This is a genomic window from Geojedonia litorea (assembly GCF_042654525.1).
Classification (GTDB): Bacteria; Bacteroidota; Bacteroidia; order Flavobacteriales; family Flavobacteriaceae; genus Geojedonia; species Geojedonia litorea.
Window position 1 is genome coordinate 226,374 of record NZ_JBHSGP010000008.1, and the last position, 17,053, is coordinate 243,426.

At 35.2% G+C, this 17,053-nt stretch carries 16 protein-coding genes; 4 read left to right on the forward strand and 12 right to left on the reverse strand.

Annotation, left to right across the window (positions count from 1 at the left end):
- Positions 1-110: 110 nt before the first annotated feature.
- The 11 genes from ACFO5O_RS05610 to ACFO5O_RS05660 all read right to left on the reverse strand — a co-directional run bounded on the left by ACFO5O_RS05610 (position 111) and on the right by ACFO5O_RS05660 (position 10,078).
- A complete protein-coding gene (locus tag ACFO5O_RS05610) occupies positions 111-503 on the reverse strand; it encodes a hypothetical protein (RefSeq protein ID WP_387961731.1) in 393 nt (130 codons plus the stop codon).
- 468 nt (positions 504-971) lie between these two features.
- The gene (locus ACFO5O_RS05615; RefSeq protein WP_387961733.1) at positions 972-1,724 is read right to left on the reverse strand and encodes a hypothetical protein; all 753 of its coding nucleotides are present in this window, start codon (positions 1,722-1,724) and stop codon (positions 972-974) included.
- A 776-nt stretch (positions 1,725-2,500) separates the two neighbouring features.
- Entirely contained in the window at positions 2,501-2,812 is a 312-nt protein-coding gene (locus tag ACFO5O_RS05620; RefSeq protein ID WP_387961734.1) for a hypothetical protein, read from the reverse strand.
- 341 nt (positions 2,813-3,153) lie between these two features.
- Positions 3,154-3,690 (reverse strand): hypothetical protein, encoded by a 537-nt coding sequence (locus tag ACFO5O_RS05625; protein WP_387961736.1) that lies wholly within the window; start codon positions 3,688-3,690, stop codon positions 3,154-3,156.
- A gap of 124 nt (positions 3,691-3,814) precedes the next feature.
- Positions 3,815-4,672: a trypsin-like peptidase domain-containing protein gene (locus tag ACFO5O_RS05630; protein WP_387961738.1), complete on the reverse strand. Its 858-nt coding sequence runs from the start codon at positions 4,670-4,672 to the stop codon at positions 3,815-3,817.
- A 173-nt stretch (positions 4,673-4,845) separates the two neighbouring features.
- On the reverse strand, positions 4,846-5,397 hold the full coding sequence (locus ACFO5O_RS05635) for a hypothetical protein (RefSeq protein WP_387961740.1): 552 nt from the start codon (positions 5,395-5,397) through the stop codon (positions 4,846-4,848).
- Positions 5,398-5,882: 485 nt separating this feature from the next.
- Entirely contained in the window at positions 5,883-6,173 is a 291-nt protein-coding gene (locus ACFO5O_RS05640) for a hypothetical protein (RefSeq protein ID WP_387961742.1), read from the reverse strand.
- A 207-nt stretch (positions 6,174-6,380) separates the two neighbouring features.
- Positions 6,381-7,700 (reverse strand): RNA-directed DNA polymerase, encoded by a 1,320-nt coding sequence (locus ACFO5O_RS05645; protein WP_387961743.1) that lies wholly within the window; start codon positions 7,698-7,700, stop codon positions 6,381-6,383.
- A 173-nt stretch (positions 7,701-7,873) separates the two neighbouring features.
- Positions 7,874-8,281 carry a hypothetical protein gene (locus tag ACFO5O_RS05650; RefSeq protein WP_387961745.1) on the reverse strand — a complete coding sequence of 136 codons (408 nt, stop codon included), beginning with the start codon at positions 8,279-8,281 and terminating at the stop codon, positions 7,874-7,876.
- A 138-nt stretch (positions 8,282-8,419) separates the two neighbouring features.
- Positions 8,420-8,827 (reverse strand): hypothetical protein, encoded by a 408-nt coding sequence (locus tag ACFO5O_RS05655; protein ID WP_387961747.1) that lies wholly within the window; start codon positions 8,825-8,827, stop codon positions 8,420-8,422.
- 42 nt (positions 8,828-8,869) lie between these two features.
- Complete coding sequence (locus ACFO5O_RS05660; protein WP_387961748.1) at positions 8,870-10,078, reverse strand: tyrosine-type recombinase/integrase; 1,209 nt, start codon at positions 10,076-10,078, stop codon at positions 8,870-8,872.
- A 268-nt stretch (positions 10,079-10,346) separates the two neighbouring features.
- Between ACFO5O_RS05660 and ACFO5O_RS05665 the strand changes: the two genes are divergently transcribed.
- The gene (locus tag ACFO5O_RS05665) at positions 10,347-11,096 is read left to right on the forward strand and encodes an NYN domain-containing protein (RefSeq protein ID WP_387961750.1); all 750 of its coding nucleotides are present in this window, start codon (positions 10,347-10,349) and stop codon (positions 11,094-11,096) included.
- 1 nt (position 11,097) lies between these two features.
- Here ACFO5O_RS05665 and ACFO5O_RS05670 read toward each other — a convergent pair whose 3' ends face one another.
- Positions 11,098-12,312 (reverse strand): multidrug effflux MFS transporter, encoded by a 1,215-nt coding sequence (locus ACFO5O_RS05670; RefSeq protein WP_387961752.1) that lies wholly within the window; start codon positions 12,310-12,312, stop codon positions 11,098-11,100.
- Positions 12,313-12,348: 36 nt separating this feature from the next.
- On the opposite strand from ACFO5O_RS05670, the gene ACFO5O_RS05675 reads away from it, so the two are divergent.
- The 3 genes from ACFO5O_RS05675 to ACFO5O_RS05685 all read left to right on the forward strand — a co-directional run bounded on the left by ACFO5O_RS05675 (position 12,349) and on the right by ACFO5O_RS05685 (position 17,053).
- Complete coding sequence (locus ACFO5O_RS05675) at positions 12,349-12,882, forward strand: GNAT family N-acetyltransferase (RefSeq protein WP_387961754.1); 534 nt, start codon at positions 12,349-12,351, stop codon at positions 12,880-12,882.
- A 75-nt stretch (positions 12,883-12,957) separates the two neighbouring features.
- Complete coding sequence (locus tag ACFO5O_RS05680; RefSeq protein ID WP_387961756.1) at positions 12,958-14,052, forward strand: amidohydrolase family protein; 1,095 nt, start codon at positions 12,958-12,960, stop codon at positions 14,050-14,052.
- Positions 14,053-14,146: 94 nt separating this feature from the next.
- Positions 14,147-17,053, forward strand: coding sequence for a PEP/pyruvate-binding domain-containing protein (locus ACFO5O_RS05685; protein ID WP_387961758.1), 2,907 nt, complete (start codon positions 14,147-14,149; stop codon positions 17,051-17,053).

Genomic DNA, 17,053 nt, shown 5'->3' on the forward strand with positions numbered 1-17,053 from the left:
TTACTTGGAAATTGTCAAATTTAAAAATTTGGCGACTTTCCAAAAACGCCCAAACCATAGTGTTAGCAATGACTTGCGCTATTTTTTATATACATTGTTGCCACACGTTTTTATTCCGCAACCTTTCTTACTTTCCATTGTTCGGTTTCTAATTCGTTTAGATTCCTTTTGTTAATTTTCCAACGTGTATTTTTAAATTCAATCCACGTTGCACTTGAAAGCGCATATGTCAAACAATCAGTTCTATTAAGCGTTTTAGATTGCAAAATCAGAGTGTCATTTGAGGTTATCCAAGTTCCTTGTGTGAAATCAGAACTATGTCCTTTTCTAACCCAAAATTTGAACTCCTTATTTTCTATTAACCTTAATTCCACTCCTGCGTTTTCTTTACCGATTCCGATATATTTTCCAATTAGCGAATTATTTGTCAAGTCGAAATCTTGAGATTTACAGGCAATCAAAATTGAGGAAACAATGATTAATAAAACAATAATTCTTCGCATTTTTAATATGTTTTTGTCATTGCTATAGTCATCATTATTCCGATATATAAAAACGGAATGGCACTTAAAAAAATCCAAATCAGATTGTTTTTTAAGTCAGATTTATGTTTTGAAATCAAAAGGATTGTATTGATAAATGACCAAAGTATTCCGCCATAAAATACAAGTAAGAAAGTCAGATTTCCATATTGGTAAATCCAAGTTCCCCGATATGGCTCTACTAAATACTTTAATAACATTGCAATTAAACATATTCCGATAATCAGAATTCCGCTTTTTTTAGTCCAATTGATATTTTGAAGTGTGATGTTCAATTATATTCTCGATTTTTCTTAAATGTGTGGCAACGTGTTTGTGTAAGCGTCAGTAACGGGAAAGTGCGCGAGTACTTTCCGCTGACGCACCTAAGTTAATAAAAAGGCGAGAATTTTCGGTAGAAAATTCCGCCGTTATTGCGTTTACACGTTGTTAGCTACAGGGCTTTCTTTTTCCGCCCATCGTATAACCCGTTTTTTGTCTTGGTCCATATTCAATTCTTACTATTTTACAACAATTAACTTCGATTACAAATTGAAAGTCTTCAAACATCGCACCACTATTCCCATAACAATCGTCAAATTCAAATTCGCCTGGTAATGCTTTTTGTAATTCGGTTAAACTGTCTCCAACTTTAAATTTTGGAATTGTATTTTTTAATATATCGTGTCTCACATATTGAGGAACAACATTGTATGCAATAGATGGTAACAATTTTGGGAAAACAAACAAATAAATGAAAAGGAAAAAAATCGGTAAAGTCAGAATAGGAATCAAATGTTTTTGTTTTAATTCGTTCCGTTTTTTGTTCCAAATCAGATGAAAAGTCAGTCCGAAAATTAGTCCACAAACAAAGGCATCTAAAAATACTCCATAGAAATTGTCAGACAGTAAAAATATCCAACCAATAAGAATAATAAAACCGATTAATGCATATATTCCTGAAATAAGAATAAATAAAGTTAAATTCAGTTTTTCAGCCAGTTTTACAATTCTTTTTTGTGGAATTAATATGAAAAGTCCATAAAAGATTAAAAGAAAAAAAGACGCCCAAAATAAAACGACTCCAGTATCTCCTCCAGAAGCATTTTCATATCTTAAATTCGACCATATAATGTGAGTTATAATTAGTCCAATCCAACCTAATGTTAAAGATAAAAAGGATGTTTTTCTGAAGTTCTTCATTCGCCTTGTAGCTAACGGTTTGTGTATGGTTTGTTGCGTTGGTTAGGTCACTAATTTAGCAAATAAAACTGGCAATAGTTCAGCGCGAGGATTTTCCGCGAGGAAAATCAGAAGCAATGAACTATACACGTTGTTGCCATTTCGTTGTTTTTATTCAGATTTTTAATTATTCTACTAAATTTCGTGTTCCACTATTCAGAGTTTGAGTGAATTAAATCAGCGCTTTATTCCACAATATTTTTCAATTCCGATTGAGTGAGAAATTCCGCAACTTACTAAATTCCACATTCAATTGTTTTTCAATTCAGAGTACTAATAAGATTTCAGAAATGCATTTATACTATTTCCCCAAACTGTCATTATCATTATTTCAATTATCTGAAAGAGTAGAATAAAAAGTATAACCTTATAAAACTTCTTCTCTTTTTTCCAAATCAGGATTATTACTGTTATTATTTGAATGATTCCGAATATTAGATTTAAAGTATAAATAGCTATATCTCCACCAGATACTCCAACATTTTTATAAAAAATAAATGAAAACATTAAAAATGAAATCAAACAATTTATGAGAATCCATTTATTTAATTTGGTCATATTTATTTGTCGGTTTTGAGTGCGTTCCGCAATGAATGGCAACGTGTTTGGCTATGGTTTCGTTGCGTGAAAATCCGCGAGGATTTTCCGCCGTAAACCGAAGATAGCAAATTTGCGAGGACTTTCCGAAAGGAAAGTCAGAAGCAATGAACTATAGCCGGTGTTGTAAACAGTTTTTATTAATCGGCTTTTATTAAAAACCAGTCAGTATTGTATATTTTGACAATATCCGTCATATCAGGTTCCTTCAAATCTTTTTCGGTTATACCGTGATTTTTTTTAAAAGTCAGTTCTTTATAATATAAAAATGTATCATCATAGCGAAAAGTAGCACCATCTGTTGATAGATTTGATTTCATTCCCAAAAAGGGATTGATAAACCCATTAGGGTTTCTGTCCACATTGATTGCAATTATAGTCCGATTACAAACAGATTGAAATAGATTGTTAAATAATAACTGAATTGCAATAAGTCCAATTCCGATGAGCAAAATCCGCTTAAAGTACTTATGGAAAAACATCAACAGCACAACCAAAATCAGGATACAAAAAATCGATATCTCAAAGGCATTGCTGTAAACGAGGTTGTTTAAGTTGTCGTTGAAATTTAGTGGTAGATACCTTAAAAAAGGTAATATGACAAGTACGATTATTATTCCTTTTAAGAATCTCATTGAAATTGTTTACAACGTGTTTGGCTATGATTCCGTTGCGAGAAAATCCGTAGGATTTTCGGAGTAGGAATCAAGCCAAGTTAAATATACTGATTTTTGGTTTAGCATTTAGCGAGCAATGGATTATAGCCGTTGTTGTGTGCTGTGCTTTTATTCATTTACATTTTTGTTCCTAAATAATAAACCATTTTATCATTTGGGATTACAAATATTAATTCAGTTCCAGTTGGGTCAGTTCCGTGACAATAAATGCTCCAAGGATAAACATAAACGCTTTCAGGATTCAGTTCGTCCATTTTCGGAAACCAAGGAATTTGATATTGCCAACCATTTGCTAATTCCACTGCATCACTTAATACTTTTGGCAAACTATCTAACCGATGCCAACCTTTATTATTTTTCAGTTCCAATTCAGTCACATTTGATATTTCAATTGCATAAGCGTCCAGATAATCACCTGTGAATGAACGTCCAGATTCGTAACTTTTCAGCACTTTTTCAATTCGCTGGTCTCCAAGTCCGCACCAATTCAGCACGAATCTTACGTCAGATTTTGTTGCTTTGTTTTCGACAGTTTTATTTCCGATTGAAGTAGAGTAGGCGAGATAACCTAAAATCAGAATTATTCCGATTAGGGATATTCCACCCCAAATCGCAAGTGCATTTTTTCCTATTCTATAAATTTTGTTTTTCAATCAGTTAAATTTTCAGCGGTTTGTTTGGGCATTGCACACAACGGTTTGGCTATGGCAAGTGCGGGTTTTAAAGGCACTTCCCTTTCAAATTAACGATTAGATTATTTTGTACAATTACTTTGATTTAAGCACTTCCGCCCGCATTTGCTATAGCCGTTGTTGGCGGCTGGCTTTTTCTTTTTTCATCTTCTTCAATCGTTTCAAAAATATAGTCAACTGGTTCGACTAGAGATAGTCCTGAATTATCTTCGAAAATTATTCTTGGCCGTCCTGTCTGTTGACTGACTGCTGTGTCCTGATATGGAATGTAACTTTTAACAACTCCAATCAAAGCAGCATTAGAGTTTGATTTAGTTCCACCTATACTTATCATTTCTGGTTTTAGGATTACAGGACCGCCACTGTTTCCTGGGAATACAAATGCATCAACAATAAAATCAGTACTACGTTTTTCGAATAAGTCACGAATACGTCCAATTGTGCCATTTCTTGAAATAACAAATTGTCTGTCAGAAGTGACTAAGCCCATTGGGAAACCAAGAACATAAACAAAGTCGCCTTCAGTAGTTCCTATTTCTTTTAGTTTGTCAATGGTAAAGGCCATATCATCCGACTGGAAAATTCCGAATTTCATTCCTTCATCTTTAAGTTTTTGAGCATTGATTCCTATCACACCAATATCGACATTATCGTTAGGATGTCCTGTCCATAAATCTTTTCCATCCTTATCTTTTAAGCTGGCTGGATAATCTGTTGCTGCTTGGTCATCTTGTGGATTAAACCGAAGAATCACAGAAGCGTGATTTTTTAAGACGTGTTTATTAGAAACAAGAAATACTTTGTATTCTTTCTCATTTCCTTCTTTTTGTTTTACGAATTTTCCAAAGAGAAATCCGGTTCCAATCCAATGCTTGTTTCCGTCTGGTTTGATAATCCCTATTGCTACCACGCAGTCTAGGAAAAATGGAGGAATTAATGCCATAATTTTATTATTTGTGTCTTATTTTAGCTTGCCGCCAACGGTCTCGTATAACCGTCAGTTACGGGATTAAAGTTACTAATTTTCGGTTAAGAACTGACGTTAGCAATTCCGAGTGGATTCGGACGTAGTCGAATCCGCCGTAATTGCGGTTATACATTGTTGTAGCACGTTTTTTATTTTATATTTTCAATGAATTCAGTCGGATTTCTTAAAAATCTGTCCGCGTCTGAATCTTTAATTAATTCCGCAAAATTTTGAATTTTCGGTTCGCACAAATTCCCTTTGTCGTCCATTAAAATCCATTCGTTTCTCTCGCATAAATCCAACATTGATTTTATAAAAGTCAGAGTTGAGTCGTTCAAGTCGGTCCGAAATCGAAAATCCTCAATGTAATTTTCTTTGTCGTTAAAATCTATGCTTAAATCGTGGTCAAATTCCGCTTTTTCCGTTTTCCAACTCGTTCCGCCATTCCATTCCGCACGAGTGATTATTTTGTCAATTTCTTTTCTTAATTCCGAAATATCAATTTCAATTCCTTTCCACCATTTTGTTGAAATTGCATCTTCAAATTCAGGTTCTGGCTCATCGTTCAATTCTATATCGTAGTTTTCCCAATACTTTTCCCATTCAGCGTGTTTAATTTCAAGCTGTTTAGGTATTCCGCCATATTTTTCTTCAATCGGCTTTTTTGGAAGTACAAATGTTAGAAATTGGTTTATTGCCATTCGGTTTTCTTAAATGTGCTACAACGTGTTTGTATATGGTTTGTTGCGTGTTTTAAGCACCTAATTTAGCAAATACAAACCGAATAGAAAATCCGCGAGGATTTTCGTAAGTAGGCTAGAACTAGCAATAAATTATATACGGTGTTGTAGCACGTTTTTTTTATGTGTTTCTAATTTTATAAATCTGAATGTAAATTACCGTCGCTAAAATCAGAACCAATCCGTATAAAATATATGTCACAATATTTACTTTGGTTTTTAGTCGCTTAAGTTTAATATCAGTTCCTTTATATGTTACTGGTATCCACATTAAAATTATAGAGATAAAATATAATATGAAATATTCGATTGAGTTTTGAGGGTTATGTCCATTTAAAATTTTAAATCTCATTCCGAGTATAACTTTTGTTAATATAATAATTCCAAGTAATACCGAAAATATGATGATAAGAATAGGTGTTAAATTCATTTGCTTTTTTATTTAATCAGTCAAAAATTATTTTTATTAAAGGTATTATTAAAGTCAGAAAAGTTAAAATTCCGATTAATATATTATTCAGTCCGTGACCCATTTGGTCGTAATAATCAGGATTTTTAGGGCCATTTATATATTCTTTGAATTCAAATTTTGGTTTATTTTTAAAAATCCGAGTTATTTTCCCAAATAGCCATCGCATAGTTCCTCCGATATAATTGAAAAAATCACCAATTAGGTATGGGTCAGCTGTGATAAATCTAACTAATACACTTCTTTTTTTTGGAATATTTTCGTTCATTTTATTAAAGGAAAAATCTTTAATTCAGGCGTTAGTTTTTAGGTTTAAACTGTTGTTTCTCAAATGTGCTACAACGGTCTCGGCTATGAGTAGTTGCGTGGTTTAGCACTTAACTTTGCAAGTACACACCAAACTGAAAATCCGCGAGGATTTTCAGAAGTAAGCGAGAACAAGCAATTACTTATAGCCATTGTTGTGGTGTCGTTATTATATTTTTAGTTCTTCAATTCTTTTTAATATTCTTTCTTTCTCAAAATCAATTTTATTCTTTTCATAAAAGACAATTAGATTGTAATGAAAGTAATTAAAGTGATATTCTTCAATTAATGTATCTAAAATTTTCAAAAACTCTTTTTTGTCTTCTTCATTAAGCTGATTGTAAACTTTAGTCATTGACCAATTATTCATCATACTTATGAATTCCTTGTCGAATAAATAAGCTAAAACTTTATGTTTACTTGAAGTTTCAAATAGCTTAAAATCTTGATTTAATATTCTCCGTAAAACAGAATGTTCTTTGAATGAGATTCGTTTATCTTTCCATTCAATATATTTTTTGATTCCTCTATTAATATTTTCTTTATTCTTTTTGTCTCCTAAAAGTTCAAAAATTTCAAATGCCCAATATTGGTTAAATTTTTCTGGATTATCAAAATATTCAACCTTTCCTGTATTTATATTTAAACCTATTTTTGATAATAATTTAGATGCTTCATAAACTAAATATTGTGCGTCTTCTTTTGTTTTTGTGTAGAATAATTGGTCGTCCGCATATCTTAAATATTTGGCATCCAATTCATCACATTTTTTCTTAATTTCTTTGTCAAAATCTTGAAGATAAAAATTAGCTAAAAGTCTTGAGCTATCACTAATTTCATCTTGAGGTAATCCGACTGACTTCTTTGAGTAGCCTTGAAATTTTTTATTCCAATTACTCAAAAAATGAGTTAATAAATCGATGTAAAACAACTTGTTCCGTGGTGAAGCTAAATACAACTTCTTACCTAATAAATCGATACTCACATTATCATAAAAATTAGCAATATCTAATTTAACCACAATTTTATGTTCGTCCGAATTATTGTTTGCAAACGCTTTTTTTTGAAAATCAGACCAATTTTCTGTCCATAAAAATGGGTTGTAACTATTTGAAGGTGCCGAATCTAATAGTTCTAATTCATCTCCTTCTTCTTTAAATCTAATTTGATTTCCCAAACGCCAACCTCCATAAGTTCCTTCAACATAATTTCCTGCTATTTCATCCTCTAAAATTTTTGTGCAGAAATAAAAAAGAAAATAGTCTTTTGGATGAAAAGTTGGTGTGATTCTCGCTACATAATTTGCTTTATTAATAATTATGTAATCTCTTGGTGTTGATGGATGATATTTAAATTCCGTAATCTCTCTGTGAAGAATTTCAGCAATTTCATTTCTAACAATTGGACTTGAATGAGGAATTATACTTTCGTTTAATTTTTTTGAAAAACTTTTGGGAAAGAAATTTTTAAAAGATTCAATATCTATCATTCAGGTCGTTTTTTTAATGCACCACAACGGTCTCGTATAACCGTCAGTTACGGGATTAAAGATAATGATTTTCGGTTAAGAACTGACGTTAGCAATTCCGAGTGGATTCGGACGTAGTCGAATCCGCCGTAATTGCGGTTATACATTGTTGGCAAATCGTTTTTGTTTTTTATTCAGTTTGTTTCTATTCCGATATTTTTAAACAATTCTTTGGTTTCTTTAATATCAGATTCGTTTTTCATTTCCATTAAGTCTCTCAACTTTCCGTTTTTTAATTTCAGGCTAAATTTTTTTCTACCAAAAACTTGTTTTTCGGTTAGATAACTTATGTCAGATAAATTCAGTTTTTCAGATGCAGATTTTTTTAGTAATTGATAAATTAATATCACAATTGAAAATATTCCAAGGATTATCCATATAAACCCCATCCATTCCATTTGTTTCTTATCTAAAACAAAAACAGGAAAAAGAACAGAATTAATAAGAGTAAAAATCAATGATATTTTCATCAATAAATACTGCATTTTTAATCCGTCTTTTATTTCAATCGACTTTTCGTTTTCGTCAAATTCTATTTTCATCGTACTGTTTTGTCAAATGTTTGCCAACGGTTACGTATAATATTAGTGGCGCGTTTAAGCACTAATTTAGTAAATAGAAACTTGTCAGCGGAAAATTCCGCAGGAATTTTCCAAGTAGGCTAGAACCAGCCATTAATTTTATACTTTGTTAGCAAACGTTTTTATTCCTTTATTAAATCCTATGACTCCGCATAATATTGTTGTCAAAACGGGTATTGTAAATGCAGCCATTCCGTGAGGTAAAAAACCAGAAGTAACAGCACTCAAAATTAGTCCGAGCACCATTCCAATTAAAAGTCCGATTGCAGCTTTTTTTATTCCAGTTCCGTAAGTTTTATTTTGGTCAATTATTCGACTGTGAAAATAGCCTGGTATTCCAATTCCGATTAAAGCAAATGCGTAGATTGATAAAAATCCAAGAATGATAGATAAATTCAAGTCAAAAATCGGTTTTTCAGGCGTGATTAACCTCATTCCTATAATTCCAATTGCAATGCCAGAAATTATTTCCAAAATGAAGAATAATATTTTAGTTCTCTGTTTCATCAAATGTTTGCTAACTGGTTATATAAACACTAATATACATTTTTAACCCTTAAAATCTCGGGATATCAACATATTTTTATCACGTTTGTCGTTTTGTAGTAAACCTTCTACCGTAACGTCCAATGGGTTCTTAATTTGCATGATGCTTTTTTGTGCAACATGCGTATAAATCATCGTGGTTTCTGGTTTGGCATGCCCTAGTAAGGCTTGTATATATCGCAAATCAACACCATTTTCTAACATGTGCGTAGCATAACTGTGTCGTAAGGTATGTGGTGTCACCTTTTTTTTGATACCGGCCAATTGACACGAACGCTTTAATACTTGCCTTACACTGCTCGCACTGTAAGGTCCACCGTCTGGGCCTTCAACAAAATACCGCGTAGGTTGGTAAGTATGGATATAGTTTAAAAATAAGGGCTTTATCACTTCACTCATCACAACAACACGATCTTTTCGGCCCTTGCCTTGCTTAATATGAATTTGGCTTCTATCCATATCTAAATCTTTAAGCTCTAGTTGTAACAATTCGCCAACCCGCAACCCACCCGAATATAATAATCCAAGGAGCGCTCTGTGTTTTAAATTCTTGGTTACTTGTAACACTTCAATAATGGCCTCTTTTGATAAAACCGTAGGCAAATACAACGACTTCTTGGGACGTTTAAAGGTACTGGCGTCAAACCCTTCTATGCTGCATAGTGTACTTAAATATTTTAGGGCACTTACGCACTGTCTGTGACTGCTCACACTATAATGCTCCTTGGCAATTACGCCTTCCATAAACAATTCAATATGTCGTGTTGTCCAGTCGTGTAAAGTAATAGCCCTGTTAAAATGTAAATACCGGAGCACAAAATAAGCATAGCTGCTAATAGTGTTTTCACTTAAGCGTTTTCCTTTTAAATAGGTTACATAATCTTTTAAAAGCTGTTGTAACTCCTTATGCAAAGCCTTGTACAGCACAAGTTTGTCTGGAGGTTTTAACTTAGTTAAAGGTGGTGCTGCACTTTTTTGCTTAAAACGCATAGCACTGTAATCTACGTAATAACCCCCGGCTTGTAAATAGCTAAACAGTTCATGTAAGTTAGTAGCACTATCTAACACATAAAAAGTTTTATGGGTCGAAGACCATTGTGCACCGTTAAACCCTTTAATGTAAGCTTTTATATTAGCATCAAACGAAAAACCAATTGCAATCTGGTCTCTGTGATGATGCTGAAATGGTGTTAAAGTTATAATAGGTTTCATAACACGAATTAGTAACTTAAATGTAAATTAAAATTCTGAATTTTAGCAGAATAGGGTTCTACTTTTTTTTGTTCTTTTTATACTTATGATAATTACTTATAAACAACTTAAGTATTAGCTACAGTTAATCTGGTAGTTGGTTTGAAGAGTTCCTCAAAAATCAATAATCCTAGCCAAGCTTCTACCTTAATACATTTTATTCCCTTACCTTTGGAAAAATCGCACGTTTCAGTGCCCAATGCTTACCAATACAAATTAAGAAACACTAATGGACATAAAATTAGCAGTACTCATTGATGGTGATAATATCCCATCGGCCTATGTAAAAGAAATGATGGAAGAAATCGCCAAATATGGCAACCCAACCATCAAACGTATTTATGGCGATTGGACCAAACCTCACCTCTCTAAATGGAAGAATCTCCTACTTGAAAATGCCATTACCCCAATTCAGCAGTACGGTTATACTCAAGGTAAAAATTCTACCGACTCCGCCATGATTATCGATGCTATGGATATACTGTATTCGCAAAAAGTCAATGGGTTTTGTATCGTGTCCAGTGACAGTGATTTTACGCGTTTGGCAACCCGACTGCGTGAAGCCGGTATGTTAGTCTACGGTATAGGTGAAAAGAAAACGCCCGATCCATTTATTGTGGCCTGCGATAAGTTTATCTATATCGAAATCTTAAAAAAGCAAACCGAAGAGCAAGAGTCGAGCAGCAACAAAAAAACAGCTCAAAAAAATACTATTGCAACCATTACCCAAAAAGAAATCCGTTTCATTTCAGCAACTATTGATGATGTAGCCGATGATGATGGTTGGGCATTTTTAGGTGATGTAGGTAGTTTGATGCAAAAGAAACAACCAAATTTTGATGCCAGAAATTATGGCTTTCAAAAGTTAACGCCCTTAATAAAGTCTATTAAAAACTTCGAAGTTGAAACAAGAGATGGTGGTAACGGACGGTTTAAACTTATTTACGTACGTATAAAAGACACTAAAGGAAAACGTTAATTTAAACGGTTTGTTGAGCAGCCCTGCGTTCAATAACATTCAATCGTAAAAACACCAAGACCGAGAGTAATCCAAAAATACTAAAGCCAATAAATAGAGGTAACACCGAAGTTTTAACAAAGCTGCCTATATAGTTGGCAATAGGTACAGCCATTACTGTTGAAATAAAACCATTTAAGGCGGCACCAATACCAGCCATATGGCCTAAAGGCTCCATTGCCAAGGCACGTAAATTGCCAAACAACAATCCTACTGCAAAAAACTGAAAGGCAAAGAAGCTAATTAAAACCCCAATACCAGGGTTGTTGCCATTTATAAATAAAAACACATACAACAACGAAATTAATGTATAGGCAAGAGCGGCATAAAAGGCGATATTACGCGCACCAAAGCGCACCACAAACCTACTGTTTAAATAGGTTGATAAACCAACCGATATGGCAAGACTGGCAAAGATAAACGGGAAGAGTTCTGCTAGCTGATACTGTTGTTCAAAAATCTGCTGCGACGTACTTAAATATACAATAAATGAACCTGTAATAAATCCTGAAACTAGAGTATAACCAACGGCATCCTTAAATTTAAAAAAAGCCTTGGTCCCAGTGATAAATATCGATGGGCGAAACGGAATGCGTCGCTGCTTAGCTAAGGTTTCATCTTGTCGCCACCAAAACCACAACATCACAAGGAGACCAAATCCTAAATTCACATAAAAAATAGCTTTCCAATCATACCAATACAAAAGCAGTTGTCCTAAAGTTGGAGCAATCACGGGTACTAGGATGAATACCATCACTACAATAGATACAATTTTGGCCATGTAATCACCGTGATAGCTGTCGCGTATCATCGCAATACTCATGGTTCGAGGAGAAGCTAGGCCAATACCTTGAAGAACACGTCCAAAGAGCATCATTTCAAAACTTTTGGTCGTTAAACAAATAATGCTAGCAACAATAAACAGTAAGAAGCCTATATAAACAATAGCTTTTCTTCCAAAACTGTCAGACAAAGGACCAAAAACTAACTGCCCAAAACCTATTCCTAAAAATATCATAGTGATTAAGAATTGATTGTCATGTACTTTAGTGACACCTAATGAGGCACTAATCTCTGGCAGAGCAGGAAGTAGGGCATCAATAGATAGGGCTACAATAGACATTAAAGAGGCCATGAGGGCCACAAATTCTAACCGGAATGGAGCTTGTTTTTGCATCGCACAAAAGTAAACTAAATATATTAGTTTTGTGATATGAGTTTGCAATTTGATCACTATAGAATTCAGCATTTAGATACTCGAAATCCTGATGCTTTTTTTTACTTGATGTCTAGCAACAGGCCACGGTTGGAAGACTTTTTTGCGGGTACGGTGGCAAAAACTAATACACTTGCCGACACCAAAGCCTATTGCAAAAACATTGACCTTCGGGTAGCCGCTAAACAGTACGTTCCGTTTTGTCTTATCGATACAACAACCAACCAATGGGTGGGCTTCATAGATATCAAAAATATAGATTGGGATACTTCAATTGCCGAAATGGGTTATTTTATTGATGCTCACTATGAGGGTAGGGGTTTAAGTTCTAAAGCTGTTGGGCTCATTACTGACTATTTAAAAAATAACTACCCACTAAAGCAATTAGTTTGCAGAGTAGCTTCCCATAATATCGCAAGTAAACAAGTGGCTCTGCGGAATGGATTTCAATTTCAAAAAACCGTTCCTAAGGATTATACAACTACTAAAGGAGAGGTTGTTGATCTAGACTATTATGTGAAACAACTATAGGCTGTTAAAGCCTTATTAAAAGCTCTGAAGTTTATTCACTAATTAGTATATTTAACTCCAAACAAAAGCATCAACATGAAGCAAATAATAATCTACCAATTGGTATTGGTATTGATAGCGCTTCCGCTATCCACTATGGCCCAAGACCTTACTTTTGAAGAATATAATCCAATCTCTACCTTGGTTGTTCCAGGTAAAATTATTAAAAAAGCGAAATTTCCGTTTATTGATGTCCATGGCCATCAATACCGAATGCCAGAACAGGATCTCACTCCGGTTGTCGCTGCTATGGATACCTTGAACATGCAAATCATGGTGAATTTAAGCGGTCGTTCAGGTGAAGATTTAAAGAAATCGGTTCAAAATATTGCCGATCATTTTCCTAATCGATTTGTGGTATTTGCCAATATCGGGTTCAACAATAATGTAGGTAAGCCAGGTTGGATGGAAGAAACTGTGGCGCAGTTAAAAGCAGATGTGGCTAACGGTGCACGAGGACTTAAAATCTATAAAAGTTTAGGGCTTAGAGATGTGGATGTCAATGGTAACCGAGTTCCTATTGATGATGCCCGTTTGAATCCCATCTGGGAAACCTGTGCGCAATTAGGAATTCCGGTGCTTATCCATGCCGCAGACCCTAAATCATTTTGGGATGAATTTAATGGGGATAATGAACGCTGGTTAGAATTAAAAACGCATCCACGTCGCAAACGAGCAGCCGATGACCCTGCGCCGTGGGAACAGATTGTTGCCGAACAGCATCAGATGTTTAGAAACAATCCCAAAACCACCTTTATCAATGCGCATATGGGTTGGTTTGCAAACAATCTGGGTAAGTTAGGTCAACTTATGGACGAACTGCCTAATATGAATGTAGGCATTGGTGCCATTATTGCCGAACTTGGTCGTCAGCCACGTTATGCAAAGGCATTCTTTATCAAGTACCAAGATCGTATTCTATTCGGAAAAGATAGCTGGGTACCCGAAGAATTTCCAACCTATTTTAGAGTTTTAGAAAGTGCCGATGAATATTTTCCATATCACAAAAAATACCACGCCTTTTGGCCAATGTATGGACTCGATTTGCCAGACGAAGTCCTGAAAAAAGTCTATTACAAAAATGCTTTACGCATTGTGCCAGGTTTGGATGCATCCTTATTTAAAGACTAACCAAAACACAGCTTAAAAAAAAATGGTGTAAACCTCTAGAAATTTAATATTAGGTTCTACATTTGATTACAAAAATGTGTATATTAAGGACGTTATGAAAACGATACTTTCTCTTGGTTTATTCGTGTTAGGGCTGCATTTATTTGGGCAGTCTCCAAAAGTGCCCAATGCAACAATTGCGCAAATGGTTGAGTCCTATAAAGCAGATGCTCGCGGGCCTTATAAAGATATTCGTTGGTTTTGTACCGACGGAAGCATACGTCAACCTAAAGACCCTTGTCCAAAAGAAATTGGTCCTGGTGTTCAGCATGCACGTTACAAGGATGCAGTTACCGCTTTAGGTCAAAGCAATCATATTTATTTAGGACAAATATTAGCTTATACAGATAAAGTGGAATTCTGGGATGCCATGAATAACCACTCACGACTCAAACAATACCAACTCGATAAGTATTTGAGAGCTATAGATGACGGCTGGATCAATGCTAAAGGGCAATATTACAGAGGGGCTATTCAAGCTGAAGATGAAGAAGCCTGGGGCATTAAGTTTTATTCATGGTTATTGACCAATGACCTTAATGTGAGACAGCATTATTTTTTAATTCGTCAGTCGTTAAAGGACGTTCCACATAACGGCGATGACAACGTGGCTCAAAAAATGCGTAGCGAATCCAAGGTCATTTCAGACCTATTTACCCAATTTATGGACCTACGCGTAAAGATTCACAGTCAACCAGAAGAAAGTGATATTCAAAAAGTACAGGCCTTTAAACAACGTTATGCCCAGCAATTGAACCCAAACCTTCAAAAGGACTTGGATCAATTGATTGCCACCATGAAAGCCTTTTTCAAACCTATTGATTTAGCGGGTTTATCTAAGCGTACGCCTCTCATCAATAACACAGCTTTTGGTCAAGCGTTACAAAGCTATATTGCCCGAAATGCGGCGCGTCAGGATGTCGCTCAATTGGTGACCGAAACAGCCCAGTTACTTTACGATTGTCGTGAAGCGGTATTGGCAGAGCCCAGAGGTGCTGCACGCTTACAATTGTTAGATCTGTCCTTAAAACTCGAAGAGATTGTGTTTAAAAATGCACCAGAATGGCAAGCTAAGAGCGTAGAAGAATTACTTAATAAAATATGCTATTTAGGACTAGCAACAACTGGAGCTGGTTATACCGAATTAAACGAATGGGCGCAATTGGATATGACACTAAAACCTTCAGCATCTGGTACCATGACTTTAGGTAGTTTGACGAGCTTCTTAGAAAACGCTCGTCGTCAGGTGGAGTGGAGTTCAGCAATGGTAAAAGCGAAATATCAAGCAATTGTAGATGTATACACAGGTTTTGAACCTAAAGCTTATGGGTTTATAGATGATAAGATTCGTGGATCGGTAGCCTTATACCTAGGTTTGAGCGTTAGCGAACTTGGGGATTTTATTGCTAAAGAATCACAGTTGACCAATAAAGTGTTGACTGTCCCTAATCAAAGTGGTTTTAGAGGTTTAAACCCTGGCTACGCCTTTGGTGAGTTGGTGGTTGTTAGTGGTTCACCTGATGAGATTGAAGTAGCGTCTCATAAACTTTATATTTTTCAGCGTCCGCCTGCAGACTTAAAACCAGTAGCCGGAATTGCTACCGTTTCTGAAGGAAATATGGTTTCTCATGTGCAATTGTTGGCGCGTAATTTAGGGATTCCTAATGCTGCCTTGTCTGATGATAACTTAAAAAGTTTGTTGCCTTTCAACGGACAAAAAGTATTCTACGCAGTTTCTAATAAAGGAAATGTAATCATGAAGCTTGAAAAAGACATGACCGAGGAAGAACGGTTGCTATTTGCTAAAACCGAGCGTAAAGAAGAAAAGATTGCTGTACCAATTGAGCAGATTCGTTTGAAGGAAACCAAAATCCTCAATTTACGAGAAGTAGATGCTTCTGATTCTGGACAACTATGTGGTCCTAAAGCAGCCAATCTAGGTCAGCTTAAAAAAATGTTTCCAGAGCGGGTTGTGGAAGGTTTGGTTATTCCTTTTGGGATTTTTAGAACTCATATGGATCAAACTATGCCTAGACAAAATCAATCCTATTGGAGTTTCTTAAATGCCATGTTTAAAACCACCGAGGCTATGCGGACTAAAAACATTGATGAAGAAACTGTAGAAAAGTATCAGTTAGATCAATTGGCTATTTTACGAACGGCTATTAAACAAATGCCCTTAAAAGACAGTTTTTTAACCGAACTAGAAAACGACTTTAAGGCCATTTTGGGATCAGATTTGGGTAGCGTTCCTGTGTTTTTACGCAGTGACACCAACATGGAAGATTTAAAGGATTTTACTGGGGCAGGCTTGAATTTAACCTTGTTTAACGTTGTTGATAAAACTAAAATCATCGATGGTATTAAAGATGTATGGGCTTCACCCTATACCGAGCGTAGTTTTAAATGGCGTCAAAAATATTTATTAAATCCAGAGAATGTGTTTCCTTCCATATTGGTTATTCCAAGTGTGGATGTCGACTATTCAGGAGTGTTGATAACCAAGGGCATTAGTAATGGTAATGATGACGATCTCACGGTAGCCTTTAGCAGGGGCGCTGGTGGCGCCGTTGATGGTCAATCGGCAGAGACCTATTTAATAAAACATGACGGTGGCTATCAATTTTTGGCTCCTGCACGTGAACCGCAGTTTAACCGATTGCCAGTCACAGGCGGTACAGAAAAGAAATCTGCCAGTTTTGAACAGTTTATCTTGAATACCCAAAATATCAATGAGATTAGAGCATTAGCTAAAACTATTAGAGCCACTTTAGCCAAAGAAACCCATTCAGATTATGACGGGGCTTATGATGTAGAATTAGGCTTTAAGGACAATGTGCTTTGGTTATTCCAAATTAGGCCATTCGTTGAGAATAAAAAAGCTTTGAGTTCGAGTTATTTAGAATCCATCACCCCAAAAATTGAAACCCAAAAAGCCATAGCGCTTTCAACACAACTGTAA

What these genes read in the sequence shown, in the direction of transcription:
- ACFO5O_RS05665 (WP_387961750.1), top strand. Translation starts at nt 10,347, where the DNA reads ATGGACATAAAATTAGCAGTACTCATTGATGGTGATAATATCCCATCG.
- ACFO5O_RS05615 (WP_387961733.1), bottom strand. Translation starts at nt 1,724, where the DNA reads ATGAAGAACTTCAGAAAAACATCCTTTTTATCTTTAACATTAGGTTGG.
- ACFO5O_RS05650 (WP_387961745.1), bottom strand. Translation starts at nt 8,281, where the DNA reads ATGAAAATAGAATTTGACGAAAACGAAAAGTCGATTGAAATAAAAGAC.
- ACFO5O_RS05680 (WP_387961756.1), top strand. Translation starts at nt 12,958, where the DNA reads ATGAAGCAAATAATAATCTACCAATTGGTATTGGTATTGATAGCGCTT.
- ACFO5O_RS05660 (WP_387961748.1), bottom strand. Translation starts at nt 10,078, where the DNA reads ATGAAACCTATTATAACTTTAACACCATTTCAGCATCATCACAGAGAC.
- ACFO5O_RS05655 (WP_387961747.1), bottom strand. Translation starts at nt 8,827, where the DNA reads ATGAAACAGAGAACTAAAATATTATTCTTCATTTTGGAAATAATTTCT.
- ACFO5O_RS05640 (WP_387961742.1), bottom strand. Translation starts at nt 6,173, where the DNA reads ATGAACGAAAATATTCCAAAAAAAAGAAGTGTATTAGTTAGATTTATC.
- ACFO5O_RS05635 (WP_387961740.1), bottom strand. Translation starts at nt 5,397, where the DNA reads ATGGCAATAAACCAATTTCTAACATTTGTACTTCCAAAAAAGCCGATT.
- ACFO5O_RS05670 (WP_387961752.1), bottom strand. Translation starts at nt 12,312, where the DNA reads ATGCAAAAACAAGCTCCATTCCGGTTAGAATTTGTGGCCCTCATGGCC.
- ACFO5O_RS05630 (WP_387961738.1), bottom strand. Translation starts at nt 4,672, where the DNA reads ATGGCATTAATTCCTCCATTTTTCCTAGACTGCGTGGTAGCAATAGGG.
- ACFO5O_RS05610 (WP_387961731.1), bottom strand. Translation starts at nt 503, where the DNA reads ATGCGAAGAATTATTGTTTTATTAATCATTGTTTCCTCAATTTTGATT.
- ACFO5O_RS05685 (WP_387961758.1), top strand. Translation starts at nt 14,147, where the DNA reads ATGAAAACGATACTTTCTCTTGGTTTATTCGTGTTAGGGCTGCATTTA.
- ACFO5O_RS05645 (WP_387961743.1), bottom strand. Translation starts at nt 7,700, where the DNA reads ATGATAGATATTGAATCTTTTAAAAATTTCTTTCCCAAAAGTTTTTCA.
- ACFO5O_RS05675 (WP_387961754.1), top strand. Translation starts at nt 12,349, where the DNA reads ATGAGTTTGCAATTTGATCACTATAGAATTCAGCATTTAGATACTCGA.